At 43.4% G+C, this 26,774-nt stretch carries 25 protein-coding genes; 3 read left to right on the top strand and 22 right to left on the bottom strand.

The features are described from left to right. Positions 1-19: 19 nt before the first annotated feature. The 8 genes from C6W21_RS15500 to C6W21_RS15465 form a co-directional block, all read right to left on the bottom strand. Positions 20-1,222, bottom strand: coding sequence for a CaiB/BaiF CoA transferase family protein (locus C6W21_RS15500; RefSeq protein ID WP_106051124.1), 1,203 nt, complete (start codon positions 1,220-1,222; stop codon positions 20-22). Between the two features lie 127 nt (positions 1,223-1,349). After that, the gene (locus C6W21_RS15495; protein ID WP_106051123.1) at positions 1,350-1,730 is read right to left on the bottom strand and encodes a cupin domain-containing protein; all 381 of its coding nucleotides are present in this window, start codon (positions 1,728-1,730) and stop codon (positions 1,350-1,352) included. Between the two features lie 20 nt (positions 1,731-1,750). Further along, positions 1,751-3,511 carry a thiamine pyrophosphate-binding protein gene (locus tag C6W21_RS15490; RefSeq protein WP_106051122.1) on the bottom strand — a complete coding sequence of 587 codons (1,761 nt, stop codon included), beginning with the start codon at positions 3,509-3,511 and terminating at the stop codon, positions 1,751-1,753. 38 nt (positions 3,512-3,549) lie between these two features. Continuing rightward, positions 3,550-4,323 carry a type I 3-dehydroquinate dehydratase gene (gene aroD, locus C6W21_RS15485; protein ID WP_106056711.1) on the bottom strand — a complete coding sequence of 258 codons (774 nt, stop codon included), beginning with the start codon at positions 4,321-4,323 and terminating at the stop codon, positions 3,550-3,552. A gap of 13 nt (positions 4,324-4,336) precedes the next feature. Beyond that, positions 4,337-5,770, bottom strand: a complete 1,434-nt coding sequence (locus tag C6W21_RS15480) for an aldehyde dehydrogenase family protein (RefSeq protein WP_106051120.1) — start codon at positions 5,768-5,770, stop codon at positions 4,337-4,339. After that, entirely contained in the window at positions 5,767-6,624 is an 858-nt protein-coding gene (locus C6W21_RS15475) for a citryl-CoA lyase (RefSeq protein ID WP_106056709.1), read from the bottom strand. The genes C6W21_RS15480 and C6W21_RS15475 overlap by 4 nt, the downstream gene beginning before the upstream one ends. Before the next feature lie 320 nt (positions 6,625-6,944). Further along, positions 6,945-7,766 (bottom strand): ammonia-dependent NAD(+) synthetase, encoded by an 822-nt coding sequence (gene nadE / locus C6W21_RS15470; RefSeq protein WP_106051118.1) that lies wholly within the window; start codon positions 7,764-7,766, stop codon positions 6,945-6,947. A gap of 198 nt (positions 7,767-7,964) precedes the next feature. Continuing rightward, positions 7,965-8,561 carry a DUF1989 domain-containing protein gene (locus C6W21_RS15465; protein WP_106051117.1) on the bottom strand — a complete coding sequence of 199 codons (597 nt, stop codon included), beginning with the start codon at positions 8,559-8,561 and terminating at the stop codon, positions 7,965-7,967. Between the two features lie 79 nt (positions 8,562-8,640). Between C6W21_RS15465 and C6W21_RS15460 the strand changes: the two genes are divergently transcribed. Continuing rightward, the gene (locus C6W21_RS15460) at positions 8,641-9,993 is read left to right on the top strand and encodes an amino acid permease (RefSeq protein WP_106051116.1); all 1,353 of its coding nucleotides are present in this window, start codon (positions 8,641-8,643) and stop codon (positions 9,991-9,993) included. Here C6W21_RS15460 and C6W21_RS15455 read toward each other — a convergent pair. From C6W21_RS15455 to C6W21_RS15425, 7 genes are all read right to left on the bottom strand, one after another. Beyond that, the gene (locus C6W21_RS15455) at positions 9,988-10,746 is read right to left on the bottom strand and encodes a YqcI/YcgG family protein (RefSeq protein ID WP_106056708.1); all 759 of its coding nucleotides are present in this window, start codon (positions 10,744-10,746) and stop codon (positions 9,988-9,990) included. The two genes, C6W21_RS15460 and C6W21_RS15455, sit on opposite strands and share 6 nt — an antisense overlap. 178 nt (positions 10,747-10,924) lie before the next feature. Further along, positions 10,925-11,308, bottom strand: coding sequence for a UPF0715 family protein (locus C6W21_RS15450; protein WP_106056706.1), 384 nt, complete (start codon positions 11,306-11,308; stop codon positions 10,925-10,927). Positions 11,309-11,417: 109 nt separating this feature from the next. Further along, on the bottom strand, positions 11,418-12,047 hold the full coding sequence (locus tag C6W21_RS15445; RefSeq protein ID WP_106051113.1) for a LysE family translocator: 630 nt from the start codon (positions 12,045-12,047) through the stop codon (positions 11,418-11,420). A gap of 112 nt (positions 12,048-12,159) precedes the next feature. Beyond that, complete coding sequence (locus C6W21_RS15440; protein ID WP_106056704.1) at positions 12,160-13,347, bottom strand: MFS transporter; 1,188 nt, start codon at positions 13,345-13,347, stop codon at positions 12,160-12,162. Between the two features lie 54 nt (positions 13,348-13,401). Continuing rightward, positions 13,402-14,448, bottom strand: a complete 1,047-nt coding sequence (locus tag C6W21_RS15435; RefSeq protein WP_106051111.1) for a Gfo/Idh/MocA family protein — start codon at positions 14,446-14,448, stop codon at positions 13,402-13,404. After that, complete coding sequence (locus tag C6W21_RS15430) at positions 14,445-15,311, bottom strand: HAD-IIB family hydrolase (protein ID WP_106051110.1); 867 nt, start codon at positions 15,309-15,311, stop codon at positions 14,445-14,447. Before C6W21_RS15430 ends, C6W21_RS15435 begins: the two co-directional genes overlap by 4 nt. Beyond that, entirely contained in the window at positions 15,286-16,611 is a 1,326-nt protein-coding gene (locus tag C6W21_RS15425; RefSeq protein WP_106056702.1) for a DegT/DnrJ/EryC1/StrS family aminotransferase, read from the bottom strand. Before C6W21_RS15425 ends, C6W21_RS15430 begins: the two co-directional genes overlap by 26 nt. Positions 16,612-16,720: 109 nt before the next feature. Here C6W21_RS15425 and C6W21_RS15420 point away from each other — a divergent pair, with 109 nt between their 5' ends. Then, a complete protein-coding gene (locus C6W21_RS15420) occupies positions 16,721-17,710 on the top strand; it encodes a LacI family DNA-binding transcriptional regulator (RefSeq protein WP_106056699.1) in 990 nt (329 codons plus the stop codon). 39 nt (positions 17,711-17,749) lie between these two features. Here C6W21_RS15420 and C6W21_RS15415 read toward each other — a convergent pair whose 3' ends face one another. The 3 genes from C6W21_RS15415 to C6W21_RS15405 all read right to left on the bottom strand — a co-directional run bounded on the left by C6W21_RS15415 (position 17,750) and on the right by C6W21_RS15405 (position 22,006). Continuing rightward, positions 17,750-19,372 (bottom strand): L-lactate permease, encoded by a 1,623-nt coding sequence (locus C6W21_RS15415; protein WP_106056697.1) that lies wholly within the window; start codon positions 19,370-19,372, stop codon positions 17,750-17,752. A 39-nt stretch (positions 19,373-19,411) separates the two neighbouring features. Continuing rightward, complete coding sequence (locus tag C6W21_RS15410) at positions 19,412-20,359, bottom strand: L-lactate dehydrogenase (RefSeq protein WP_106056695.1); 948 nt, start codon at positions 20,357-20,359, stop codon at positions 19,412-19,414. A gap of 216 nt (positions 20,360-20,575) precedes the next feature. Next, entirely contained in the window at positions 20,576-22,006 is a 1,431-nt protein-coding gene (locus C6W21_RS15405) for a YfcC family protein (protein WP_106051105.1), read from the bottom strand. 152 nt (positions 22,007-22,158) lie between these two features. On the opposite strand from C6W21_RS15405, the gene C6W21_RS15400 reads away from it, so the two are divergent. After that, on the top strand, positions 22,159-23,286 hold the full coding sequence (locus C6W21_RS15400) for a M20 peptidase aminoacylase family protein (RefSeq protein WP_106056693.1): 1,128 nt from the start codon (positions 22,159-22,161) through the stop codon (positions 23,284-23,286). 48 nt (positions 23,287-23,334) lie between these two features. Here the strand turns inward: C6W21_RS15400 and C6W21_RS15395 are convergent, their stop codons facing one another. From C6W21_RS15395 to opuAB, 4 genes are all read right to left on the bottom strand, one after another. Next, positions 23,335-24,057 (bottom strand): SDR family oxidoreductase, encoded by a 723-nt coding sequence (locus C6W21_RS15395; RefSeq protein WP_106056691.1) that lies wholly within the window; start codon positions 24,055-24,057, stop codon positions 23,335-23,337. Positions 24,058-24,179: 122 nt separating this feature from the next. Then, positions 24,180-24,935 (bottom strand): alpha/beta fold hydrolase, encoded by a 756-nt coding sequence (locus tag C6W21_RS15390; protein ID WP_223260992.1) that lies wholly within the window; start codon positions 24,933-24,935, stop codon positions 24,180-24,182. Positions 24,936-25,045: 110 nt separating this feature from the next. Continuing rightward, the gene (locus C6W21_RS15385; protein ID WP_106051102.1) at positions 25,046-25,927 is read right to left on the bottom strand and encodes a glycine betaine ABC transporter substrate-binding protein; all 882 of its coding nucleotides are present in this window, start codon (positions 25,925-25,927) and stop codon (positions 25,046-25,048) included. Next, positions 25,927-26,772 (bottom strand): glycine/proline betaine ABC transporter permease subunit OpuAB, encoded by an 846-nt coding sequence (opuAB, locus tag C6W21_RS15380; protein ID WP_106051488.1) that lies wholly within the window; start codon positions 26,770-26,772, stop codon positions 25,927-25,929. The genes C6W21_RS15385 and opuAB overlap by 1 nt, the downstream gene beginning before the upstream one ends. Between the last annotated feature and the right edge of the window lie 2 nt (positions 26,773-26,774).

The raw sequence follows: 26,774 nt of genomic DNA, 5'->3' as shown, positions 1-26,774 counted from the left end.
GGAAATCGGTTGAGCGTCCTTAAATAACCCCTTTTTCTTCTAACTGTTTACACTCTTCTTCTGTTAAGCCAAGCATGTTCGTTAAAATCTCATAATTATGTTCACCTAAATCAGGCGCAATATGGCGGATGCTTCCCGGTGTTTTTTCAAACTTCGGAATGATGCCGGGCACTTTCACTTTTCCAAGTCGAGGATGATGAACTTCGACGATATTTTCTCGTTCTTTGAATTGCGGATGTTCAAAAATATCCCGAATGCTCAGGATCGGACTCACAGGTACGCCATGAGTATCTAAAATGTCCAATACCTCATCTCTTGATTTGGATGCAATCCACTGAGAGACGATGGTATCCATTTCGTCGTTATGCTTCAGCCTCGCTGCATTCACTGAGAATTTTTCGTTTTCTAGTAAATCTAATCGATTCATCGCCTCTGCCAGTCGATTAAAGGTCGAATCTGTACTAGTGACAAGGACAAGATAATGTCCATCCTTTGTTTCGTAAGTTCCAGCAGGACTCGAATGACCACTGAGCCCTGGTGAACGCTCGCGTACCTTGCCAAGCTTGTCATATTCTGCAACCAAAAACTCTAGCATACGAAATACAGACTCATAGAGTGCTAGATCCACCATTTGCCCAGTCCCTTCTGGATGGGTGTCCCGATAATACATGGCTGTCACAGCGGCAAACGCTACATAGATACCCGCAATATAATCTGTCAGTGAAAAGGACGGACTGACTGGATGACGATCTGGAAACCCTTGAAGATACGTAAAACCACTAAATGCCGTCGCAGGGGTCCCAAACCCCGCTTTGTCCTTAAACGGACCTGTCTGCCCATAGCCCGATACACGAATCATAATTAAACGAGGGTTGATTTTCTTTAACACATCGTACCCAACGTCCCATTTTTCAAGTGTTCCTGGACGAAAATTTTCAATAATTAAATCGACCTGTTCTGCAAGCTTTTTAAAAATTTCTTTCGCTTCTTCTTTGTGAAGATCAAGTGTGAGGGACTTTTTGTTCCTTGAAAGCCCTGACCATCTTAGCGGTTCACCATCCGCAAAAGGACCAACATGCCGAAGCGTATCCCCTTTTCCAGGGATTTCAACTTTGATGACCTCTGCACCAAAGTCTCCTAGAAGAACCGCGCCATAGGGTGCAGCAATCATCGTAGAAACGTCTAATATTTTTATTCCTTCAAGCGGTGTATTCTTATTCATGTGAGACTTCCTTTCATACATGTGATAAAGGGCTAAAAGGATTCCCATTTTAGCCCTTTGTCTTCTTTCTTCATCAAGACCTCAAACTCCATGAATTGAGCTTTTGGCACAAAAGATATGTTTATTCTTAATCCTTTGGCAGCTGTCCTTGTGGTGTATACAGCCAAATGAGCCATAAAGGTTCATCTCCTGTATTCACATGCTGATGCGAGACACCATCTGGAATAAACATAAAGTCATTTTGTTTAAAGGACTGTCTTTCTCCATCACAAATGACTTCGCCAGATCCCTTAACCACATAATCGAATTCCTCTGAACCTGGGTGGTTGTGAACAGAGCTTGCTTCCCCCGGCTCAAAAATCGTGAGACCTGCCATCATATGCTCCGAACCAACGGTATCTGGTGTAATGGTTTGAAACACTTTCCGAATCATTTGCTCTTCTGGTTGATCTAAACCTAACCATAATGGATGCCCATCTTGAAACGGATTCAATACTTTAATTTTCATTGATAATTCCTCCCTATTCTTTAATTCACACTGACATGTGAGCGTTTTGTATTTGGTGAATAAATATCATTGATATTCCAATGACCATCAGTAGGCACAGGATCATTTTTCATCGCCACATCGATCACACACGGCTCTTGAGATGAAATTGCTTCCGCTAATGCCTCTCTGAATTCATCAGCACGGGTAATTTTTATCCCTTTCATTCCATAACCTCTAGCAATTGCAGCGAAATCCGGTGAGTAACTTTCACCATCTTTTCTAAAGACAGTGCCATAAGTCGTTTCATAATGTGCCATTTGTAAGCCGGCAATTGTCCCAAATGCACTGTTGTTCATCACAATCCACACAACCGGAATGTTCTCTTCCACAGCTGTTGCCAGCACAGATGGATTTTGACCAAAACCGCCATCTCCAACAAGTGACACAACGACACGATCAGGCTTGGCTATTTTGGCCCCAAGTGCTGCGGGCGCTCCGAATCCCATCGTCGCAAAACCACCTGGTGTTAAAATTGTACCTGGTGTAAACACAGGGAATTGCTGGCCTACGCCATTTTTATTCCAGCCAACATCCGTTGTTATAAAGGCATCTGCAGGCAATACTTCTCGCACTTCCTGTAAAATGCGCTGAGGCTTCATTGGGAAGGATTCATCTTGAATATTCGTTAAATTACTCTTTTGAAATTCCTCACGATATGCAGCAATGTCTTTTTTCAATTCAGATCGATCCAGACCTTCTGGCAGTCTCTCTCTCGCCACACGATTCAGCACGGTTAACGCCTGCTTTAGATCAGCTACAGCTCCAATTTCTACTGGATAGTTCCGTCCAATTTCATTCGGGTCAATGTCAATATGGATCAGCTTGGTTTTTGAGAAGTTGAATGTATAATCCGCTTCCCAAGAACTTGCATCCGCTTCAGCAAAACGTGTTCCTAAGGCGACAATGTAATCCGCCTCTTTACACTGATCGTTGATGAACTTTGTGCCCCAGAATCCAGTCATTCCAAGGGTCATTGTGTGATCGTCCGGCATCGCTCCTTTCCCCATTAAGGAATGGGCAACAGGGATACTGAGATGCTCAGAGAATGCCTTTAATTCCTCTGCGGCATCGGCTAGTAAAATGCCTCCTCCTACATATAAAAGTGGCTTTTCAGCCTGCAGTAATCGGTCCATGATACGATTTGCCGTATGATCATCAATAGATGGTTTTTCTATTGTGTGTGTATGATGTTCAATCTGTTTAAATAGGGATACATCTAAATCTTTTGAGAACACATCCATCGGAACTGAAATGAGTACTGGTCCAGGACGGCCGCTTTCGGCTAACTGAAATGCTTTTGACAAAATCTCTGGGAATAACTCTGGAATGTCGACACGCCATGCTCTTTTCACAAACGGTCGATAAATTTCATATTGAGAAGCATCGGAATGAAGATTAATTTCTTGGTGTGGGTGCTTTCCGTAGTAATGACTTGGGACATCTCCTGCAATAACAACCATCGGAATGGAATCAAGTGCTGCATTCGCTACTCCTGTTGCCGCATTCGTCAGTCCCGGTCCTAAATGACTGAGAACAACAGATGTCTGTTTCTTCGCTCTTGCATATCCATCTGCCGCGTGTGCAGCAATCTGTTCATGTCTCACATTCACAAATTTGATACTGCTTTTTTCAAGCGCTGATAGAAAAGCAATATTCGTATGACCGCAGAGGCCAAAAATATGCTCGACTCCCCGGCTTTCTAAATACTGAATGACCTGTGATGATATATTCTTTTTCATATTTCTCTCCTCTCTTGGTGCAGCTATGACTCTACTACTCACTCATTCTTTGAAAACACAACAGATAAAACGGTATTCAAATCTTGTATGGCGACTTGACCAGGGGCTGAGCTTTCTTTTCCCACAGCAAAGGTCATCACTGATCCAAAAAGTCCGCCAATCATTCTTGTAAAAGCTCCATACTCTCCCATTGCCATTGAGATGAGAGGCACCTTCAATTGATTTTTGGCATGACTGGTTGCAAAGAGCAGCTTTAATGTATCCTCATATGAATGGGGCATCACCGCTACCTTCGCAATGTCAGCGCCAACCGATTCCGCATTAGCGAATATTTGCACAAGATGAGCGACTTCAGGCGTACTATCAAAATCATGATAAGAGACAATCAAGGTCACCCCATTCTTTTTTGCCGCTTGACTGACTTTCTGCATATATGTCACATCATGCATCAATTCATAATCAATGGCCTCCACAAGCTGAGTGGCACATAGCGTTTCAAGCAGCGTTACCTTTTCTTCTGTTGAAAGCGATATTGTTTCGCCCCCTTCCTTTTCAGAACGAATGGTGAACAAAATTGGAATTCCCTGCGCCTTGTCTTTCAGCCAATGAAGGGTCTCTATTACTTGTTCCTTATCATGGAGGTTCGTAAAAAAATCAGCCCGCCACTCAATCACATCTGGTTTCTTCTTTGCTAACACCTCTAGTTCATGAAGCAGTTCTTCCTTTGTTTGCCCGAGTAATGGAGTACAAACCAGCGGCCGACTACCTGCCTGCACGACTTTCAGCTTGTGCTGAAATGCATTTCTATCCATATCAGCTTCCCCCTTATATACCTTCTGGAAGGACGACCATTTTGGTTTCCGTCATCTCTTCAATGGCGAAACGTGGACCTTCTCTTCCGATACCACTTCGCTTAATACCGCCATATGGCCAGTGATCCAATCTGAAATTCGATGTCCCATTGATGATCACACCTCCAGTTTCAAGCTCTTTCGCTGCGTGTAACGCCACATCCAGCTGGCTCGTAAAGATCCCGGCTTGCAAACCGTAGCGACTATCATTTGCTTCTTTGATCGCTTTATTCAAATCTTCATAAGGAAGGATGCTGACAACCGGACCAAATACTTCCTCACATACGACCTTGGCCTGTTTCGGTGGGTTTAGCAAAATGGTTGGTCTAACGCTTGCTCCATATCTTTGTCCTCCAGAAATGATGCTAGCGCCCATTTTCTCTGCTTCTTGTATCCAAACTTCTACACGTTTTGCTGCCTGTTCATCAACCATACAGCCAATATCACTTTCACTGGACAGCGGATCTCCAACGATGAGCTGATCCACTTTTGCTTTTAGTGTCTTAGTAAATGTTTCCAGAATTTCCTTGTGGACATAAATTCGTTGAACAGAAATACAACTTTGACCTGAATTACTGAAACCCGTTTTCGCGCAAAGGGAGGCAGCTTTTTCAATATCCGCATCATGATGGACAATAGTAGCTCCATTTCCACCAAGCTCTAGTAGGACCTTTTTCAATCCAGCGGAATTAGAAATATGTTCCCCGCCGACTGCGCCTCCGGTAAAAGAAACAAGATTTGTTCTTTCATCTGTCACTAATTGTCTTCCTGCATCTACTCCACCGATAATGAGCTGTACGCTTTTTTCAGGGAATCCTGATTCAAGCAGCAGTTTGACAAATGCTGTGGCAACCGCTGATGTTTGCGGAGCCGGTTTTAATACAATGGCATTCCCTGCTGCAAAAGCAGGACCAATTTTGTGACAAATGAGATTGAGTGGTGCATTAAAAGGGGTAATGGCTAACACCACACCAACTGGCACTTTAAATGTCATCGCCAATGCTCCTTGTCCGCGAGATGATACATGACCAGGAATGGTCTCCCCTATTAATCGATTGGCTTCTTCCGCTGATTGCACTAACGTTTCAATAGATCGTGAGACTTCATCTCGTGTGTTTTTAAGCGGCTTTCCTAATTCTAAAGAAATGAGTTTCGCAAAATATTCTTTTTGATCTTCTAGCAATGTAGCTGCTTTTTTCAAAAGAGTCGAACGCTCTAACGCTGACATATCCACTAGTTGTTTTTTGATTTGCTGTGCAACAGTAAGTGCGTGTTCTATATCTTCTGTTGACGCTAAATAAGATGTGCCGATTGTCTCTCCAGAGTAAGGATTGATGATATCCTCTTTTTCACGGTTTGCTTCAAGCCAATCCCCATTCACATATGGTAACGCTTTCAATTCACTCAAATTGTCTCACCCTCCTTCAAATGACGCGTTCCATGCCCAACGTAACGAACCAGTTTTTCTTCATTTGGACAAGGTCCTTTTACGAGGGCTCCCTTTGTTAGCTCCTCGTATGCGTGCGCCACAATACCCATTCCTCTTGATAAGGAAAAGATGCCTTTTGCTGCTTCAGCCGGGATGTTTAATTCACATTGAATCGCAGCTGATACGCCATCTATGTTCATCGTTATTTTTTTCCCTTTTCGGTTTTCAAGTTCGTGCCTGATGGCCTCCGCTAACCGCAAGTAAATACCACTAATATGACCGTGCTCGACATATGACTGACTCAATTCATATAAACGTCTCACCCGCGGATCATCATCATGTAGCTGATGGCCGATACCTGGTATCTTGGCTTTACGGGCTAACCAACCCTGACACACTTGCTTTGCTGCATATTTTACATCTTTGTTTTCATCGTAGATTGATTTAGCCTCGTACAGCATACACATCGCCTTTTCGCCGGCACCGCCGTGAATATCACCTAATAGATTCATTCCTGTCGCTACAGAGGAATTAAATGAAATGCCACAGGTAACGGCCATTCTTGCTGAAGCAATAGATGGTGCTCTTGGTCCATGGTCTGCACCTGCGACAAGAACACTCTCAAAAAGGGAAGCTTTGGAATCATCCAGCAATTCGCCGACAAGCAATAAATAAAGCATCTGTGGATATGACAATTCGCCAATGAGCTCTTCAATTGGATACCCTCGTAGCTCAATTGAGTTTTTCTGAATATCACTAATCTCTGTCTCCCACCAAGCGCCCCCTTCTTTGTATATTTCCAATGCACTGCGATTTTTCATTGTGTGACTCATTCCTTTAGCTTATTTTTGGAGATGAATATCCCTTTATTCCGTCTAGTGGAATCTTATTTCACTTTTTGGAATGTGATTTCATTGTAAGCGCATTCGTTTTTGTCGTCAATCCTTTTTCTGAAAATACAGTTATTTGATGATAAATTAAGTAAATCGAACTAATTATTTTACTAACATATCGAGTAATCCTCTCTATATTTATTAAAACAGACTTAAGTATATCGTTCTACTAATATTTAATAAAACATGTCTGTTTATCATGTCAATGTCATGTGAAATGAAAAAACCTCTCCATCAAAGGAGAGGTCTCTTACATTTTCTTATTTCCACCAGTCATCAAACATGGAAGCTGGTACTTGGCGTTTATGCTCTGATTGAACATAGCGCTTTTCAATCGCTTCTGCTGCTTGTTCTGACACCTGCTTACCTTCTAAATAATCATCAATCTCATTGTACGTAATGCCTAGTTCTGTTTCATCCGTTTGCTGAGGTTTGTCATCAAGCAGATCGGCTGTCGGCTTCTTTAAGTATAGGCGTTCTGGTGCTTGCAACGCTTCTAGAAGCTTACGGCCTTGGCGTTTTGTCAGACCTGTGAGCGGGAGAACATCTGCACCGCCATCACCATACTTCGTGAAGAAGCCAGTTACTGCTTCTGCTGCATGATCTGTACCAATGACAAGTAATCCTTCTTCTCCTCCGACAGCATACTGCGCGATCATTCTCATGCGTGCTTTGACATTCCCTTTATTAAAGTCAGACAACGGTCCGCCTGTGTCCTTTTGATATTGTTCACTGAATGCCGTCACGGCAGGCGCAATATCATATTTCCACGACTTGTCCGGCTGAATAAATGATAAAGCCAGCTGTGCATCATCTTCATCCTGCTGCACACCATGCGGGAGACGCACCGCAATAAAGACTGCCTCTTCTTTTCCTTCTTGACGCAGCTCAGATGCAGCAAGCTGTGCAAGACGGCCAGCGAGCGTTGAATCCTGTCCGCCGCTAATGCCGAGGACGAATCCTTTTGCGCCAGTTTTTTTCAAGTAGTCCTTTAGAAATCCAACCCGCTTTTCGATCTCCTGCTTTGGGTCAATTGAGGGCTGCACATGCAACTCTTGGCTGATCTTTTTCTGCAAACTCATACACTTTTCCTCCTAAGCATCCTCTACATGAAGAGAACAGGTTTTACTCTGAATTCATTGGTTTTCAACGTTTTTTGAATCTTCATTATACCATGTTTTCAGGAAGAACCTTTTGTTAGACGTTCCCCTATTTCATCAATGATCAAACATTCACAAATGAAAAAGACCATGTCAATAGGGGACTGGCCCTTTTCTTTTTCAATCAATTTCTACCCGTATAGATGTACAGCTTGCGCCATTACACTTCCCAATATCAGCAGGACATGCGGATACGGCCACAATGAGGTCCATTTCGGCTCGTAGACGAATGTAATCACCGGGAAGAGATTTTGGCAGCTCCACAGACAGTTTTCCTTTTTCATCAATAACTGTATTCATAAAGGCATTAAAAGGATAGTACATATCCTCCTTCGGAATCCCAAATGGTTCAAAGGCCGTCCGCAAATTATCGTAGCATGTATGCATGACCTCTAAATGCGTCCGTCCGTATAAAAGCTGATACATTTCTTGCCGGCAGGCGGGCATGTATAAATCATGGCATTCGACTGTGTCTTCAATGACGGTAAACATTGGTTTGTATAAATTAGAATAGAGCTTATCGCCTTTTTTCACTTTTGACGAAAATAGGCTGTCCATTGTCGCGCCTTGGTCAAATTTTTCATAAAAATCCTTTTCATGATAGGCCATGACATCTGCTACTTGCTGGCCTTCGACATCAACCACCCGCATACATTGGCCTTTTCCTAAACGAAAGCCATGTCCATCCTTTGGTAAAATGACATATTCTCCGTTCATCACATGCACTCCTTTCCTTGACAGTATGCCCAAAACGTCTCCGTGATCATGTATAAAAAAGAGAGGCGGTCACAAGCTAATGTCATTGAAACAGAAAGGTGTTGCACATGCATTGAAAGAAGAACAAACTTTATCTTGGTGGCAGCTTTCTCTCATCGGAGTCGGCTGTACCATTGGCACTGGTTTCTTCCTTGGTTCCAGTATTGCCATTACAAAGTCCGGTTTTTCCGTCTGCATTTCTTTTTTGCTTGCTGCGGTTGGAACCTATCTCGTCTTTAAACATTTGGCTGCGATGACAGCTGATAACCCTGATAAAGGATCGTTTTGCTCCTATGCTCGTAAAGCATATGGACGCTGGGCAGGGTTTAGCAATGGCTGGGTGTATTGGTTCGCAGAAATGCTGATTACAGGAAGTCAGTTAACAGCGATTTCTCTTTTTACCCGCCACTGGTTTCCATCTGTGCCGCTCTGGGTGTTTTCTGCAATTTATTCCGCTCTTGCCCTGCTCGTGATTATCATAGGGCTTTCTTCTTTTCAAAAGACAGAAAATGTCTTGGCGGTACTGAAGACAGCGGCGATTTTTCTGTTTATGATCCTGGCGGTGCTTGTATTATTCGGCATTCTGACAGATCATAAACCAACCCTGCACCTCCCAAACAAAGATCACGAATGGATGCCGCTCGGTCCGCTTGGTCTTTGGAACGGATTGATTTACGCATTTTATGCATTTGGGGGAATTGAAGTCATGGGGCTGATGGCGGTTCATTTAAAGGACCCGAAGGATGCGGCAAAATCAGGGCGCGTCATGCTGATCATTCTAGCGGTCATCTATATCGTCTCAATTGGACTTGCTCTCTTGCTTGTCCCAGTAACCGCCTTTGACAAGAACAGCAGTCCATTTATTACATCATTGGAGCCGTTTCATTTATCGATCTTTCTTCATATCTTTAATGGCATCTTCATTATTGCCGGCTTTTCGACATTGGTTGCCTCTCTTTATGCGGTCACGACACTGCTTGGCTCAATGTCGGAGCATCAAGATGCACCTGCTTGTTTTAAACAAAAAGACCCAACTCATGTCGGATGGCCTTCGATTATCTTAACTGCTGCTGGCTTAATTGTCTCGATTTTGCTTGCGCTCTTTTTGTCCAAACACATCTACGAGCATCTCACAACAGCAGCCGGCCTTACCCTGCTGTACACATGGGTATTTATTCTGTTCTCAAGTAAAAAGCTATCAAAGCCATCCACTCGCCAAACGTGCGAAATGATTCTCGCGCTGCTCTTGATTGGAGCCGCCGTTTCAGGCACATTAACAGAGGCAAGCGGACGACCTGGCTTTTTTATCAGCCTTGGGATCATTGCAGTCATTGCCATCATGGTGCTATTTATGAGGAAAAAGTGGAAACAGCAGGATCAGACCGCATCATAATTTCATCATGTTTTTTAATGCAGTAAATGGACATTTGGCGGAGGGTGGTTTCTCCGCCTCTTCATCTGGGAGAAAGTATTGCTTCCATTCATGATTGGTCGGATCACCGTACCATTTTAATGATGGGTGAACGCTGACCTCATCATACGCTTTGAGCCGCTTACGAACGAGCTGGCTCATTTTTTGTCCAAACTTAGTCGATCCATTCAATTTCTCAAACACCCATCTAGGCTGAAATGCCATCAAGACATAAGGGAAGTGGCGGCTTTTTCTGAGCTTATGAGCCGGTGTGGAGCACAAAATAAAATACGCTTCCCCGTGAAAGCAATACTCCCACTCATGATGATGAGTATCTAGTGGAACATCCTCCGGCCACGGCACTTCATCTTTCTGATGCAGTCGTTGAAGCAGTGACCAAAACTGCTGTTCAAACTCTTCAAGCGAACTTGCTTTTAAATCCTGCGGTGTTTCAAAAAAACAAATAAATGAAGCATATTGACCCGTTTCTTTCGCACAGCTTTGATATTCCCTAAGCAGCTGGGCTAATTCATCAACAGCTTCCTCTTCCCTCGGATCACCAACAAACCCATAACGTAAATGATCGAGAAAAAACCCCTGTCTTCCGGGTACACAAGGGAATGTATCTGCCTCATCTCCTACCATCTCTCCAAATTGCGTAAAAGCATCCTGCTTCCATTCTTCTAGTGATCGTAGATTTTGATCAAGGCAACTTTTTGCATACAGCTGGGCCATTATCTTCCACCTCGTTTTAGCGTCTTCACCATAGCCTATGAGAAAAAAAGGCTGTGGTGACTGTCCTTCAACGCTTTCCTTGCGCACGCAAGAGGTGGATGTTCTCGTTCAAATTGAGCATGTATGTGTGTCTTTCACTCCATGCTGCTTCTTTTAATAGAGCACTTATGTATCATTCCTATGATCGGTTCTTCATCAAAAAGACAGAATCGAGCCCCCAATAAATGAGGGCTGAGCAAAAGCTAAACAGATAGACTTTGTAGCTAATGAACACGACCAGGCCATAATCAATCCATAACGCTAACGCCGAACAAACCACCCACGCCGCAAGAAAATAAACAAGTAAGTCACGGCTTCGAAACCTTTTAGAATGCCGGTGTAAAACAAGCTGAATCGGCGCGGCAAAGACCACATAAGCGATCAAAATGAGCAGACTCGTCATCCCCACATAACTAAAGCCTGCTTCAGGCGTGGTAAATAAGAGGATATAAACGAATGTTGCTGTGATGACTGATAAGATCAGCATGCACACATAGTTAAATACTGGAAGAAAAATACGCATAGCATAGCAAAGCTCCTTGAATCCATTTTATATCTCACCATTATTCAAGAATGTGTTATGTCTGTCAATCCTTACAAAAAAAGCAGACTGAATGTATCAGTCTGTTTTTCTACCCAAGCAACGCCATGATGCCTTGATACCCAAAATAGGCACCGAAACCAAGTAAAGATAGACCTGCAAGAACGGATAAGCCATGTAAAACACGTTCACTTAAATAACGCCGAAACGAACTAGCAAGCAGCGCCATACTGAAATCCCAGATCAGCATACCGATAAAAATAGCCATGCTGTACATCAGCATTTGGGATGCTCCATACTTTTCAATCGTATTCGCCAAAATACTGCCATAGATACCAAGCCAGAATAAAATACTAAGCGGGTTGGAAAGAGAAATGAAAAACCCCGTCATGAAGGAATGGCCAATCGTTGTGTTTCCTCCGTCCTTCTTTGGACTCTCCTGCAAATTAATTTTACGAAGGCTTTCAATGCCGGTATAGGTCAGAACAAAAAAGCCGAACAGCCACAAAAAGGTTTTCACAAGAGGTGCAGTCAAAAGCTGGGCGACACCAAAATAGATGAGGAGCATATAGACAATATCCGCAGCCATCGCCCCCACACCAAAAATCCACGCGTGCCAAAATCCACTTTTAATCCCTCTGTCGATTTGGGCTGCATTGACTGGCCCAACAGGCGCTGAAAGTGACAACCCTAAAAAGATATAACCAAAAAACACCGCCACATAGACGTCCTCCTTTTGATGCTGACTTGTACATATTATTCAAACGTTCTGTGGTTTAGTACAAGTCCTTTGTCATCTTTTCAGGTGGACTCTGGGAAGCATTGGATATTGCTTATCGATCCGCTTTCAATGCCGACTGCTGCGGGAGAACTGTTTCTTTTTTCTTAGCACGATTCATTTGAATCGCAGCTGCAAACAGAAGAACAGCTAAGAAGGCGAAAACAAAGACGGCACTTGCTGCTCCTGCCCATTCAAGACTAAAGCCAATCAAGAAGGACAAGCAGGCTCCGCCTAAACTTGCGGCTGCAATAAAGTAACTTGTTGCCTCGTCGATGGCATTTTCAATCATTAATGCAGATGCAGTCAGTGCGATTGGGAACATGCCAGCTGCGCACAGGCCGATGAAAAAGATGAGAAGCAGCTGCGCGGCTATGTGGGTTGTCAGGGCAAAGACCACGAGTAGCAGAATCATGAGTGCTGCGCTTAGCTTTAAAAAACGCAGCGGGTGCAGCTGATCCGCTTTTCTCGCAATGACAGTTCTGCCGATGACGATCGCTGTCCAAAAGGTTGAGACCGCAAAAAGACCCCAATGGTCTCCCCCCTTTTCCAGCATGATCGACGGCAAAAAGTTCGCAAAGTTCGTTTCAATCCCTGCGTAGAAAAAGGCAAAGCAAATCATAATCACCACAATCATTCGATTGCTACGATCAACAAGTAAGGACGGTTTTCTCATCCCTTTGGAAGGAGCAGCCATCTGCCCACGAGGCAATTTGTTCATAAAGGCAAGCCAGAGCATAAGGAAAAAAGTCAGTGCACCGACCTGAAATAAAAACACATAGTGCCACGTCTGTTCAGTGACAGTCAACAGAATCACAAGTGGAAATAACAGCGCGCCTAACCCAAAAAAGACCTCCATGATGCTGATTCGCTTCGCACTGTTTGCCATCGAAATCACATACGCTCCGGCTGTTGTCTCAAGACTGCCTGCACCGCTCCCAAGAAAAAAACCTGCCAGCACAAGTGTTGTCCAGCCCGGCACCAAAAGCCCAAGCAGAAGTGACCCGATCATCAGCAAAAGACCCATGGTCAGAACAGCACCATAGCCTTTTTTCCTCACAAGAATGGGGGATAACAGAACACCTGTCAAAAAACCAATAAACTGAAAAAAGATTAAAGAAGATAATTCCCCGGGACCCTTATCATAACTTGACAACAAATAAGGAGTTAAGCTACCAAAAAATACATGAATGGTCCCAATAAAAAAATAAAAGACACAGCCAAAATAAAACACTTTTTTCATCTTTTCACTTCCTCTAAAAAGGAGCGGAGTCTTGACATCCTCCGCTCCACCTCTTTAATATGCCCGGGCAGAGTCGACAGCCTCTTCCCTCTCGAAGCATGTATTAAGCGCAGCCTGTGCGCGATACCCGTCTACAAAATCAGCGACTTTCATATGAGATGGATATGGATCTGTATTCAACCAGTGCATCAGCTGATCACGGAAGGTATCAGACCATCCGTAAAATTCATTTGGCGGATCTGTCAGCAGGGTTTGCGGCATTTGATGACGCTCCACACACAAGCCATCACTGATCTCATATTCGTTTTTCATGTTCGTATGGTATTTGAATACCTTGTCATGACCAACGACTTCTACACTAAATCCGCATTCCTCAGGCTGCGTGCTTTTGGATGTGACCAAGTGAAAGAACACTTGATTCTCCATCTGACCGAAAATTTCGGTATGATCATCCACCTGTACCTTTTTCTCTTCTTTTTCCTTTACATGCGTCAGCATCTTCGTATTAAGTGATTCTTTTTTCATGTCACTGCCAAATAAGTACCACAGCATATCAATTAAATGAATGCCAAGATCTCCTAATGCACCGCTTGTGCGCAGACTCTCACCGCTGTCTCTCCATGAAAATGTCTTTCTTCTGAGGGCACTATTTTTCTTAAAATGAGTCCTGACAGTTAAAATACGGCCTAATTCACCATTGGCAATCAAGTTCTTCAAAATATTCACAAAGGATAAGTAACGATAGTTAAAGCCCATACTGGCTTGAACCTGGAACTGTTTGGCTGTCTCCACCATTTCCTTCGCTTCCTTCAGCGACACAGCCATCGGCTTTTCACATAAAATGGGCTGTCCTGCTCTTAGTGCCTGAAGGGCATGGTCCTTGTGACAAAAATTAGGGGAGGCAATGATCAACCCGTCAGATGCATCTGCTAAAGTTTCGATACTTGAATACACACGTCCGCCGTACTGTTTAATGAATCCCTGTGCAACTGACTCGTGTAAATCATAGACACCTGATAACTCTGCACCTTTGATTGTTGATAATGCTCTTGCATGTGCTTTTGCAATATTCCCTGCTCCAACAATTCCAATTTTCTTCATGAATGTGCCTCCTCATGTTTATACATCACTGTTTTCAGTGTTTCATAGATTCCTTTTGCATACCCATGATGACAAATTTGATGATGGTGCCGCTTGGCTTCGGCCGTTGCATTTTGGACGAGGAAACCATGCGTGACGGATTGAAGCATTCGCAAATCGTTCCCACTATCTCCAAAGGCAAAGCCTTGATCTTTCGATAAATCATATTGCTTCAGCATAAAGCGGACAATTTCATCCTTCCCTGTGCCGACTGGTAAAAAATCGACATCATAGCAATCCGCAGGGTCTCCTGCGAGCGGATTGCATTTGTTAATGTTGACCGCCACCCCGCGCTCTTTGGCAAGTGTTTGGATGAATGATAGATGATGAAGATCTGTCCGTTCATCCTGCTCCTGATAATAGAAATTCTTCTTATACCCTGAGCTGCCCAGCTGCGTTTGCGGTCTGAGATGAATTCCCTTTTCACGTACGGTTTCCAGGATGTCTTCAATTTTTTCATCTGAAAAGCCCTGCGCATCCAGCCGCTTCATCCACTCCGCATCTGGCTGTCCAAAACGAACTTCCGATGTATACACAATTTCAGTTCCTAAGTTCGACGCTATGAAATGTGGGAATTGATGAAAACCGCCTTTTTCCATTTTACTGGTGACAGAATCGAGGCTGCTTCCCGTGACCCAGCCAAGCATGAGCTGTCCTGCTTCGCTCTTTTCTGCCACAAAGGCTTCCAGCCGTTTTACATCCTCTCGCTGCTCCTCTGTCATTCCGTGAGAATAATAGGTTTCATCAAAGTCACAGAAGACGATCCACTTCGGATTTTCCGGTTGATTCAGCAGTTTTTTATTGAATGGAAGACTTGATAACATGATGAACCCCCTCGATGACCTTCTCCTGATCTTGCAGCGGCATGCCTGGATACAGCGGCAAGTGAAGTAATTGCTGTGCTGCTTTTTCGGTTTGTGGAAGTGTCGTTTGTTTATACTTTTGAGAAACAAGATTTGTTTGATGCTGATGCGATAGAATCGGGTAATAAACATCTGTTTCAATGCCCATTTCCAGCAATTTCTCTGCAAGCTCATCTCGTTCTCCCTTCAGCACTCTGATCGGGAACAGATGCCAGACGTGATCATCCGTCAGCTTCGGAAGCTTCAAGTATCCTTCATCCTCAAGCGTTTGCAGCTGGTCAATGTATCGCTTTGCTAAGTAAAAGCGTTTAAAGTTTTGTAATCCTAAATACTTCATGCGTTCGAGTCCGATCGCTGCCTGCAAATTATCAATTTTAGAATTAAATCCATAGTCACTGCGTTTGACATTTTTCTTTCCTACTTCAAAGCCGTGATAGCTGATCTCCATGCATTTTTCCGCTAAGGCTTCATCATTTGTCGCGATGGCTCCTGCCTTGCCGCAGACACCAAGATTTTTGTATGGATTAAAGCTGAGAACAAGTCCATCTCCATATGCTCCAAGGCCGCTGCTGCCGATCGCCTGACAGCCATCTTCAATGATTTTCAGCCCATGCTTTTTAGCAATCGCCGAAATGGCCTTCATATCCGCTTGCTTTCCATATAAATGAACCGGAAGAATGCATACGGTTTGATCAGTGATATGCTTCTCTATTTCACTCGGTGCCAAGCAGTAAGTATCTGGATCAATATCGGCATAGACCGGAACAGCCCCAATCGCAAGCACTGCATTTTCTGTTGCAGCAAAGCTATTCGCTGGCAAAATGACCTCGTCTCCCGGATGGACGCCTGCTGATATGAGGCTGATCATTAGGGCATCTGTTCCACTTGACGTGGCAATGACATATTTCTTCCCTAAGTACTCAGCGAGCTGCTTTTCAAACGCCGGAATATATGGCCCTGAAGTAAAACGGCCAGAACTCAATACTTCTTTCAACACCTGCATGATATCATCGATCTCATCCTCTGAAATCAGTTTATCAACTGGCAGAAATGGTATCTTTTTTTCCTTATTTTGTTTATAATGGAAGAGAATTTTTTCCAAGCCTTTGCGCCCTATATCTTGCTCAAGGAACGTCACCAGCTTTTCATTTGCTAGGTGCTTCTCAACTGAATCAGACTTTACTTGAACACCTTGATTGATCATATCCAGCAAAGGAAGATAATCCTTGCTTTTACCTGATATCTTCGTCAATATTTGCATTCCATTCCCTCCAATTAATCAATCCCATTTGTTAATATTTAACTTGTTTCACATTGTAAATGATGTTATCGATTTCAGAACAATAACTTTGTGTAAAGGATTTGTTAAAATGTGTACAATTTATGAAATTGCCAAACGTTGCGGGGTTTCAACCACCACCGTTTCCAGAGTGCTGAATCATCATCCATATGTGTCAGAGGAAAAGCGCCAGCTCATTTTACAGGTGATGAAAGAAATGGAATATACACCAAGTTCAGCGGCTCGCACTCTTCGTTCACATCAGACAAAAACCATTGCTGTGTCTGTCCCGGCTGTGGACCATCCTTTTTTTGCACAATTGATTAAAGGCATTTCAAAGGAAGCACTGGATCAAGGCTATAAAGCCATCGTGCTTCAGACGTTTTATCAGGAATCGTTAGAGCTTGAAGGGCTTCAATTATTAAAAAGAAGAGAAGTAGATGGGGTCATATTAGGGGCATTAGAAAATCCGTGGGAAAAGATCGAGCCATTTTTAACGAATGGCCCTATTGTCATGGCGAACGAATATCATCAAACAGCTGACATCCCGATTATTGGATACGATGAGCGGGAAGCCGCCTATAAAGCGGTTGACTACTTGATTCGGTCGGGGCGAAAATCGATCGGGTTTTGCTTTGATACTGAGAGCAGTGAAGCACAGAAACAAAGGAAACAAGGCTATCTTGATGCTCTTTCTGCACACGGCTTGCCGCTGCATGACGATTGGCTGTTCGGGGAGGCATTCACCATTGAAGACGGTTTTCGCTTAATGGATGTTATCCATGACATGAAGAATGCACCTGATGCCATTTTCACTGGCAATGATCAAGTCGCAGCAGGGCTCATTAAACAGGCCATTTCATACGGTTATCAAATCCCTGAGGATCTAGCGGTGATCGGCTATGACAATCAAGACATATGCGAGGTGACAGCTCCAACGATCACCACAATTGACATCCCGATCGTAGAGCTTGGTCAGCGGTCTGTGCAGCAAATGATCGAGCTCCTGCAAGACCAAAAACCATTACAGCGTGATCATATCCAGCTGCCTACCCGGCTCGTGACAAGAGAATCGACATAAACAAAAAAGACTGAGAGCTGTCTCAGTCTTTTTTTAAACCTATACAAATTGAGCAAGAATGAATGTCCATATACACACAATGCCGAGCAGGATGAAGCTGTACTTCACGGTCTTTTGGAAGAGCTCAGATTCTTTACCTGTTTCTCCAACTGCTGCTGTAGCAATGGCGATAGATTGTGGAGAAATTAATTTCGCCATGACCCCGCCAGTTGTATTTGCCCCGATTAACAAACCTGCCTGTGAGCCGATTTGAGAAGCAGTGACCGCTTGAAGATTCCCGAATAAGGCGTTGTTACTCACGACAGATCCTGTAATAAACACCCCGATCCAGCCAAGCACTGGACTGACAAGCGGGAACAAATCGCCTGTTTTGGCAAGTGCAAGCCCAATGGCTGAACTTAGTCCAGCGAAGTTCGCCAAGTTGGCAAAGCCCATGACAAAACAAATGGTGAGAACAGGTACCCAAAGCTCTTTCACTGATGCTTTTAAACAGGCAGCGCCTTCTGTTAATGTAATATGTCTGCTAAACAAACCTGTCAGCATCACCGCAATTAGAATGGCAGTACCCGTTGCACTGATGACATCAATTTTAAAGATCGCATCAATGGGTGTTTCTGTTTGTGCAATTGGCGGTAATTTCACAATTTGCTGATGCAAAAATGGCATTTTCACTAAAATGGTTGTCCAGTTGAGCGGGCCTCCTACAGCAAACAATGCTTTAAATGCTGGAAGACTCCATACCGTAATAACAGCGGTTAAAATATAGAACGGAGACCATGCTTTTAGCACTTCAATGCCGCGATACGTTTGTTTCTGTTCAATGGCTGGTGCCCCTTCTTCACGATAAATGTGTTTCGGCTGCCATTTTCGAAGAAATAAAGCCAGAATGCCCATGCTTGCTAAGGCTGAAATAATATTGGCAAGCTCAGGACCCATTGTCACCATTGTGACAGCTTGTAAAATGGCATAGCTTCCACTTACAACAAGCAAGGCAGGGAGCGTTTCTTTAATCCCTTTGAATCCGTCCACAATGAAAATGAGGAGGAACGGAATACAGAACGAAATAAACGGAATCGTATAGACAAGGGTTTGAGATAACGCAAGCGGCGTCATATTGCCCATTTGCGCCCCTGTAATGACTGGGATACCCACAGCACCAAATGCGCCAGACGCAGCATTGGCAATTAAGCAGAGCATCGCAGCTTTCAGCGGTTTAAACCCAAGCTCTGTTAAGAGAGCAGCACTGATCGCAATCGGTACACCAAACCCAGCAGCTCCCTCTAAAAATGCGTTAAAACTAAAACCAATTAATAATAGCTGAAGACGTTGATCTTGAGAGATTCCTGCAATACTAGAACGAATAACATCGAATTTACCAGATTTCACAGCAATTTTATAGAGCCACACCGCCATGATGACGATATATCCAATCGGCCATAGCCCATTAGATATACCGAGCAGCACAGCAGATAATGCCTTTTCAATTGGCATATGAAAGAAGAAAACTGCTGTTACAAAGCTGACGATTAAGGTAAAACAAGCGGCTAAAACACCCTTTAATTTAAATACGGTTAATGCAAGTAGGAAAAACAAAATTGGAAGTATTGCTACCAATGCACTCACAAACTCATTACCAAACGGATTATATATTTGCTGCCACATAGTGATTCATCCTTTTCTGCTCAGATAGGTTGCTTTTGATTAAAAATGAGGAGCCAAAATCTCTTTTAACACATTTACACTGTGTGCGAATTGTTCTTTTTCTGTATCATTAAGTGCAAGCTCCATCACTTCTGTTGCGCCATTTCGATTCACAAGGGCAGGTACACCAATGTAGACATCTTCTGCTCCGTACTCTCCATCTAAGTAAGTGCTGACAGTCAAAATACTGTTTTCATTGTGCAGAATCGCTCTTGTAATGCGGGCCAAACTCATCGCTACGCCGTAGTAAGTAGCGCCTTTTTTCTCAATGATTTGGTAAGCGGCATTGCGGACATTTTCCATCATCTCATCTAAATCTTCTTGTTTGTATTGATCATTTCTCTTCATTAATTCTGTAATCGGTACACTTCCGATATTCGCATGACTCCACACAGCAAGCTCTGTATCCCCATGCTCTCCAATGATGTACGCATGCACATTGTGTGCCGCTGCGTCAAAGTATTCACTGAGCATGTATCTAAATCTTGCAGTATCAAGTGTGGTTCCACTGCCAATCACTCTCTCTTTTGGCAGTCCACTGAATTTCCAAGTGGCATATGTCAAAATATCAACAGGATTTGTGGCGACTAAGAAAATACCATCGAATCCACTTTTCATCACATTGTCTACAATGCCTTTAAATATATTTAAGTTTTTCTCAACAAGGTCAAGTCTCGTTTCACCTGGCTTTTGGTTCGCTCCAGCACAGATACATACAATGTCTGCATCCTTACAATCCTCATAATCTCCATACCATGTATTCACGGGATGCGGAGCAAATGCTTTCCCGTGGTTTAAATCCATGACGTCACCCATTGCTTTATCTTGATTCAAATCGATGACAACCAATTCATCTGTGATCACTTGATTTATTAATGTAAAGGCATAACTGCTGCCGACAAAACCTGCTCCAATTAGTGCTACTTTGTTTACTTTTTCGTTTGTCATTTATCTCATCCTCCTGAGTAAAACTAGGTTGTTTTTCTTATGTGAAGTATTTCACATTCTTATTGTGCAACATTTCACAAACTTTTACAAGGGGGTTGCTCAAAAAAATATGTAGCGAATTTGTGAACACACTTATTGTGCTTTCAAAGCGCTGTCTCCATGCATATTTCCACAAAAAAAAAGCTGCCAAACAATTGTCAGCAGCTTTATACATGTTTAATAAGGTCCCCAGTTGATCATAACGCCGATACAAATAAAGACAAGACCAATGACAAACCAAATGAGCGCAAGTGGCACCATAAAACGCAGCCACTTCACATAAGGAATACCACTTGCAGCAAGCACAGCCATCAACACACCTGACGTCGGATTGATACAGTTAACCACCCCTTCACCAAGCATCACCGCTTCTACAGCTACCTGTCTTGTGATGCCCATTAAATCAGCCAGCGGCGCAAGAATTGGAATAAAGACAACCGCTTCTCCTGATCCTGATGAAATCAAAAAGTGAAGAAGCGCACTCGCAATATACATCCCGATCGCACCAGCAATTGGACTAAATCCTGTCAGCATACTCGCCAAGCCATTGACCACGGTATCAAGCAGCTTCCCGTTTTCCAAAATGACAGAAATGCAGCGTGCCATTCCGACAATGAGTGCACCGTATACAAGGCTTTGACAGCCGACAATAAACGTTTTCGCAATATCATTGGCTGCTAATCCGCCGAGCAATCCAGCAGCAATGGCCATAAAAATGAAGACACCTGCCATTTCCTTATCGGTCCAGCCAAGCTGAAGCGCACCATATAAGAAGCCCCCAAGAGACAATCCACACACCGCTAAAATCAGCTTATGTCTGCCGGTAAATGCAGGCTTGTCCACAGATTCCGCATCAGATCCGCCAAGCCCCTTAGCAGGAAACCATTGATCACCAAGAAGGCTTCCCTTCTCTTTATTCTTCAGGCGTCTTGTATATAAATAGATGTAAACAATACTAGATATAAGAAAGCAAAGATAAATAATGACACGAAGACCAATGCCAGAAAAGATCGGCAGCTCTGCAATCGTCTGAGATAACCCCAGTGGAGATGGAGACAAAATGGTCGCGTTAAATCCGGCATAACAGCCGATGTAAATGACCGCCGCTCCTGCCACAGCGTCCCATTTCAAGGATCTTGCCACAATGATCCCGATTGGAATAAATCCTATAACAGAGTTCACGACAATGCCGGTCGTTCCAAGCACCGAAAATAATCCTCCAACAATACAAATAAACAATAATTGCTTCGTTTGAAACCTGCTGATGACATGGTGAATCATTCCGTTAATGGCACCTGTTTTCTCCAAAATGGCAATGGTTCCGCCAGTAAATAGAATGAGAAAAATTATAGAAGAAGACCCCACCATCCCTTCCTGAATGGCTGTAAAAAAGCCAACTGGACTTACGGGTGATTGATCAATGCGATGATAGCTACCAGGAACAGCTGTTGTGATTTCCCCTGATGTCTTTCGGTCAAACTCACCCGCTGGTACAAAATACGTTGCAATGGTACAAATGAGCGCAATGATAAATAAGAGAACATACGCATCCGGCATTTGAAGTTTTCGTTTTTGTTTCTCTGGTGCTGATACTGTCGCTGTTTTCATGTGCAAAACCCCTTTGTCCCGATTGGAATTTCACTTAATTTTCAGAATAATCAAATGATGTGTTATATTATAAACACTGATGATATTTAAGATCAATATTATTTCACTAAAAGAATGTTTTGGCAGATTTTCTGTCAGTAAGGAGGCTACTCATGACAACGTTGACAAACGAAATGCAACAGACCGTGACAGACATCTTTGAACATCTGCACGCCCACCCAGAAATCAGCTGGGAAGAAACGAATACGACGGCTTATCTTGAAGGCATTTTAAAGAAAATAGGCTGTAAAACTCGAACTTTTGACGACTGTACAGGGGTCATCGGTGAAATGGGAGAAGGCGTACCAGTGGTCGCTGTGAGAGCCGATATTGATGCACTTTGGCAGGAAGTAGATGGTGAGTTTCAAGCCAATCATTCATGTGGTCACGATGCACACATGACAATGGCTCTCGGCACCTTCATGGCATTAAAGGAAAAGGAGCTCCCAAACGGCACCATCCGCTTCATTTTTCAGCCTGCTGAGGAAAAAGGCGGCGGTGCGCTGAAAATGATTGAAAAAGGTGTGTTAGCTGACGTTGATTACTTATACGGAGTGCATGTGCGCCCAATTCAAGAAACATTAAACGGACGCTGCGCACCTGCCATTTTGCATGGATCGAGTAATCATTACATCGGCACAATTATTGGAGAGGAAGCCCACGGTGCACGCCCGCATCTTGGGGTCAACGTCATTGAAGTGGCTTCTACCCTCGTACAGAGACTCGCGCATATCCATGTCGACCCAAGAGTTGCACATTCTGTGAAAATGACCAACCTGAATGCTGGCGGGGGCAGTTCAAACATCATCCCTGGCAAAGCTTCTTTTACATTAGATGTCAGGGCACAAACAAATGATGTGATGGATGAACTAGAAAAAGAAATTGAAAGAGCCGCACATGCTGTAGCGGATGCCTTTGGCGCTTCCATTACCCTTTCAACCGATCACCGTCTGCCTGCCGCAACCTTAAATGAGGAAGCTGTCCAGATCATGTCTCATGCCATTGAACAGGTTTTAGGCAAAGAGCAGCTCGATCCTCCGATCATAACGACAGGCGGAGAGGATTTTCACTTTTATGCAGCAAAGGTTCCGCATATCAAATCCACGATGCTTGGTTTAGGCTGTGATCTAGAGCCCGGTCTACACCATCCATATATGACATTCGACCGCTCTGCTATTTTTACCGGCATTGAGATTTTGACTGAAGCTGTTTATCAAACACTTCAGCAGCATTCATCATAAAATCAAAAAATCACCCGTTTTTTCTTTAAACGGGTGGTCTGCTTTATATTACGCATTCAAATCTGTCATGGCTGGGACGTTGATTTCTTTTACACAGGATACCCTTGATAAATGAATCACACATCTCGCAAGCTCAACAATATCCTGTACAGGGATTCTCGTTTCACCATATAGAATGATGGCTTTTTCAGCTCGATCTTCATATGGAACCTCTGCCGCCAGCTCTCCTGGATTGATACAGGTAACAGATATTTTATCTTTTCTCACGTGCTCTCTCAGTGCATTCACAATTCCGCGCAGTCCGAATTTAGATGCAACAAAAGAAACTTGCGGCAGGTTTGTATGATCAAGTCCTGCCGTTGAGCCAATCACGATGATTTTTCCATTCTCCGATTTCCTTACGTGAGGAAGCAATGCTTGGATGTAAGTAATCGTTGAGGTGACGTTCACATTGATTAAATGAGCGATATTCTCTGGCTGATCGTGATCGAATGAATAATCATCTTCAAAGCCTCGTTTCTCCCATAAGCCTACGTTATAGATGAGGACATCAATGGTTTTATTCTCCAATGCTTCAAGCATAAAAGGGATATGGGTTTGGCTTGATAAATCAATTTTCAGCCAAATTCTATGTACACCGTCATCTAACTTCAAACTGCTTGGTTCACTTCGCGACACAATCCAAACTGTATCTCCACTGGAAGGAAGACCTTTTACAAAAGCATCTCCTAATCCTTGACTTGCACCGAATATGATATAGTTTTTACTCATAGCTCCTCCTTTTATGGCTCATGAGCTTTCAGTCAGACAGCAGCTCATCGTAAGCGTTTTATACCTATATCATACAGGTTCTAAGAGACGCCTGCCCCTTTCATGCCTGCCTTCACTTTCGGCTACTTGATTTCCTTTAATTCCGCTGGTAACGCACGGTCCTCTATAAAGCATTGAATCATATCAATAAACAGTTCTTTCTTTTCAAACGTAAATGTATGTCCAATAGCAGCAACGACGACACCTGCTGCCTTCGGATGTGAATTCGTTATTTTCTTTGCTGACCGTTTCATGATGCCTTTTTCCCTTTCTCCCACTGTGACAAGTATCCGTGCCTTCGCTTGTTGAAACGTGTCTGGGAGCTTGTAATGGAGGTTTTCTTGAAACATCGTCAGAAGGGTTTTCTTCTGCAAACTCTTCGAATCCACTGCATAGTCATTCAGTACATTGTTTGGAAGCCCCATTTTTTCAGCTTGGAGCTGGATAAACCAATCTTTCTTTAATAAAGGATACGTAAAAGGTAAAAGAGGTCTCACCATTAAGTAAAGCCATGGCAGTGGCATCACAAGAGCGCTGTTGATGACGGCTATGTCTACGATGTCAGGATCACTTGATAACACCTCAACGGCAACCTGTGCACCTAGAGAGAATCCAATGAGTATCACTGTACGGCCGTGCGCATGCTGCTTGATATACGAGATGACTTCAAGAGCGCTTTCTCGCATGGAAAATGACTGTTCATTTGCTCTTGTCCCGTGACCAATCAGATCAGGGGTATAGCATTCATACGCTTCCTTGAATGTTTCCATCTGCTCTTGCCACATCCAGCTGCTTACTCCTCCGCCATGCAGGAAAATCATGATTGGCTTATCCATCATCGACAACTCGTCCACCATCCTTTTATATATAAGAAAAAAGCAGCCGCTTTTTGAGCAGACTGCTTTTTCATATGCTCCCTTCTATTATAAGGGAACCACATCACAATAGGCTATTTTTTCAAATCCTCAATCGAGTTAACGTTCTTCATATATGTCGGAACAACTAGACCCATGCGAAGACCTTTCATACTTGTACCAAGATCATCATATTTCCCTTTAAACTTCGCTGCATACGTTTTATGCGTATTTGGCAGCCAAGCAGATAATGATGCATCTGCACTTCCAGTTGCAATTGCTGTCCACATCGGACCCGCTTCCACCTGAGTCAAGGTGACTTTAAATCCGAGTTCACGCAATACTTCTGCAGCGACATTGGTGCTTGCAATCTCACTATCCCACGCAACGTAGGCCAGATTGACTTTGTCACCATTCGATTTTTTCACGCCTTTTGTCCATTTCGCCACTTGGTCTTTATGTTTTTTTACATATTTAACGGCGGCATCCTTTGGATTGACACCATCTTGGATATCAATCATGACTTCGCCCATGTCATCTTGTGACCATTTAAACTGACTAAGCATTTTGGCTGCTTCCGGCTGATCTTTTGCAAAACCTTTACGTGAAATCGTATGAATCTCTTCCGCTTCACCGTAAGATTTCTTTGGATCCTCTAAATATTTTAAATCATAGCGAGTAAACATCCAGTGTGGATTCCAGCCAGTGATGATGATTGGCTTTTTACGATCGTAAGATTTCTTGAGCGTTGCCGTCATAGCTGCACTTGATGCAGACACAACCGTCCAATCCTCTAAGCCGTAATCCTTTTTCGCTTGATCCGTCAGCGCCATAATCCCTGAACCCGGATCAATGCCGATAATGGTTTTATTCACCTGCTGTGCTGCACTCGCATTTGAATCTGACTTCACGCCACAAGCGGCTAGTAAAAAGACAAGCAGGGCGGTCATCCCAATGTAGAGAGACTTTTTCCACATTAAGCATTCCCCCTGGTTTTTTTCGTTTTAATGTTTTGTGTAATACGGTCGAGTGTAATCGCCACAATCACAATGGCAATACCTGCTTCAAAACCAATTCCTGTTTTCAGCTGCGTTACCGCACTATATACTTCTGAACCAAGTCCTGGTGCACCTACCATTGCCGCAATGACGACCATTGATAGAGCAAGCATGATACTTTGGTTAATACCAGCTAGGATAGTTTTTGTTGCAAGTGGAAGCTGAACTTTGAATAAACGCTGGAATGTCGTTGAACCAAATGCTTCTGTTGCTTCAATTAAATCAGCTGGTACTTGCTTAATACCGAGAATCGTCATACGAATCGTTGGCGGCATGGAGAAAATAACCGATGCCACAACTCCAGGCACAACGCCAATATTAAAGAAGAAGATCGCTGGTAATAGATAAACGAATGCAGGCATTGTCTGCATTAAATCTAAAATAGGTGTCACAATTTTACGCACTGTTTCCTTCTGTGATGCCCAAATACCGATCGGAACCCCGATCACGATGGAAATGACCACAGCTGTCAAAACGAGCGCAAGTGTTTGAAGCATTGGCTGCCAGTAGCCTAAATAGTCGATCAGTAAAAATCCAATAAGTGTGAAAAGAGCAATTCCTCTTGTACTGATCCACCAAGCTAGCCCTGCAAAAATAAGTGTCAAAATAATAGATGGAACCACGCCAAGTACTGCAACAATCCCATTTACAGTTCCTGCTAATCCATTTGTGATCCCATCAAAGAAACCACCAAACGTTAATGTTAACCAGTCAACAAATTGATCGATGTAATCCGCGAACGGAATTCTAGGTAAATCACTCATAC

It is taken from the genome of Bacillus sp. NMCN1, from assembly GCF_002998085.1.
Taxonomy (GTDB): domain Bacteria; phylum Bacillota; class Bacilli; order Bacillales; family Bacillaceae; genus Bacillus.
The sequence above is the reverse complement of the archived record's forward strand: the minus strand, read 5'-3'. Positions and strand labels throughout refer to the sequence as shown.

What these genes read in the sequence shown, in the direction of transcription:
- C6W21_RS15500 (WP_106051124.1), bottom strand. Translation starts at nt 1,222, where the DNA reads ATGAATAAGAATACACCGCTTGAAGGAATAAAAATATTAGACGTTTCT.
- C6W21_RS15475 (WP_106056709.1), bottom strand. Translation starts at nt 6,624, where the DNA reads ATGAGTCACACAATGAAAAATCGCAGTGCATTGGAAATATACAAAGAA.
- C6W21_RS15420 (WP_106056699.1), top strand. Translation starts at nt 16,721, where the DNA reads ATGTGTACAATTTATGAAATTGCCAAACGTTGCGGGGTTTCAACCACC.
- C6W21_RS15465 (WP_106051117.1), bottom strand. Translation starts at nt 8,561, where the DNA reads ATGAACGGAGAATATGTCATTTTACCAAAGGATGGACATGGCTTTCGT.
- C6W21_RS15435 (WP_106051111.1), bottom strand. Translation starts at nt 14,448, where the DNA reads ATGAAGAAAATTGGAATTGTTGGAGCAGGGAATATTGCAAAAGCACAT.
- C6W21_RS15400 (WP_106056693.1), top strand. Translation starts at nt 22,159, where the DNA reads ATGACAACGTTGACAAACGAAATGCAACAGACCGTGACAGACATCTTT.
- C6W21_RS15405 (WP_106051105.1), bottom strand. Translation starts at nt 22,006, where the DNA reads ATGAAAACAGCGACAGTATCAGCACCAGAGAAACAAAAACGAAAACTT.
- C6W21_RS15395 (WP_106056691.1), bottom strand. Translation starts at nt 24,057, where the DNA reads ATGAGTAAAAACTATATCATATTCGGTGCAAGTCAAGGATTAGGAGAT.
- aroD (WP_106056711.1), bottom strand. Translation starts at nt 4,323, where the DNA reads ATGGATAGAAATGCATTTCAGCACAAGCTGAAAGTCGTGCAGGCAGGT.
- C6W21_RS15460 (WP_106051116.1), top strand. Translation starts at nt 8,641, where the DNA reads ATGTCATTGAAACAGAAAGGTGTTGCACATGCATTGAAAGAAGAACAA.
- C6W21_RS15425 (WP_106056702.1), bottom strand. Translation starts at nt 16,611, where the DNA reads ATGCAAATATTGACGAAGATATCAGGTAAAAGCAAGGATTATCTTCCT.
- C6W21_RS15385 (WP_106051102.1), bottom strand. Translation starts at nt 25,927, where the DNA reads ATGTGGAAAAAGTCTCTCTACATTGGGATGACCGCCCTGCTTGTCTTT.
- C6W21_RS15430 (WP_106051110.1), bottom strand. Translation starts at nt 15,311, where the DNA reads ATGTTATCAAGTCTTCCATTCAATAAAAAACTGCTGAATCAACCGGAA.
- C6W21_RS15415 (WP_106056697.1), bottom strand. Translation starts at nt 19,372, where the DNA reads ATGTGGCAGCAAATATATAATCCGTTTGGTAATGAGTTTGTGAGTGCA.
- C6W21_RS15440 (WP_106056704.1), bottom strand. Translation starts at nt 13,347, where the DNA reads ATGAAAAAAGTGTTTTATTTTGGCTGTGTCTTTTATTTTTTTATTGGG.
- C6W21_RS15490 (WP_106051122.1), bottom strand. Translation starts at nt 3,511, where the DNA reads ATGAAAAAGAATATATCATCACAGGTCATTCAGTATTTAGAAAGCCGG.
- C6W21_RS15390 (WP_223260992.1), bottom strand. Translation starts at nt 24,935, where the DNA reads ATGATGGATAAGCCAATCATGATTTTCCTGCATGGCGGAGGAGTAAGC.
- C6W21_RS15410 (WP_106056695.1), bottom strand. Translation starts at nt 20,359, where the DNA reads ATGACAAACGAAAAAGTAAACAAAGTAGCACTAATTGGAGCAGGTTTT.
- C6W21_RS15495 (WP_106051123.1), bottom strand. Translation starts at nt 1,730, where the DNA reads ATGAAAATTAAAGTATTGAATCCGTTTCAAGATGGGCATCCATTATGG.
- C6W21_RS15455 (WP_106056708.1), bottom strand. Translation starts at nt 10,746, where the DNA reads ATGGCCCAGCTGTATGCAAAAAGTTGCCTTGATCAAAATCTACGATCA.
- nadE (WP_106051118.1), bottom strand. Translation starts at nt 7,766, where the DNA reads ATGAGTTTGCAGAAAAAGATCAGCCAAGAGTTGCATGTGCAGCCCTCA.
- opuAB (WP_106051488.1), bottom strand. Translation starts at nt 26,772, where the DNA reads ATGAGTGATTTACCTAGAATTCCGTTCGCGGATTACATCGATCAATTT.
- C6W21_RS15450 (WP_106056706.1), bottom strand. Translation starts at nt 11,308, where the DNA reads ATGCGTATTTTTCTTCCAGTATTTAACTATGTGTGCATGCTGATCTTA.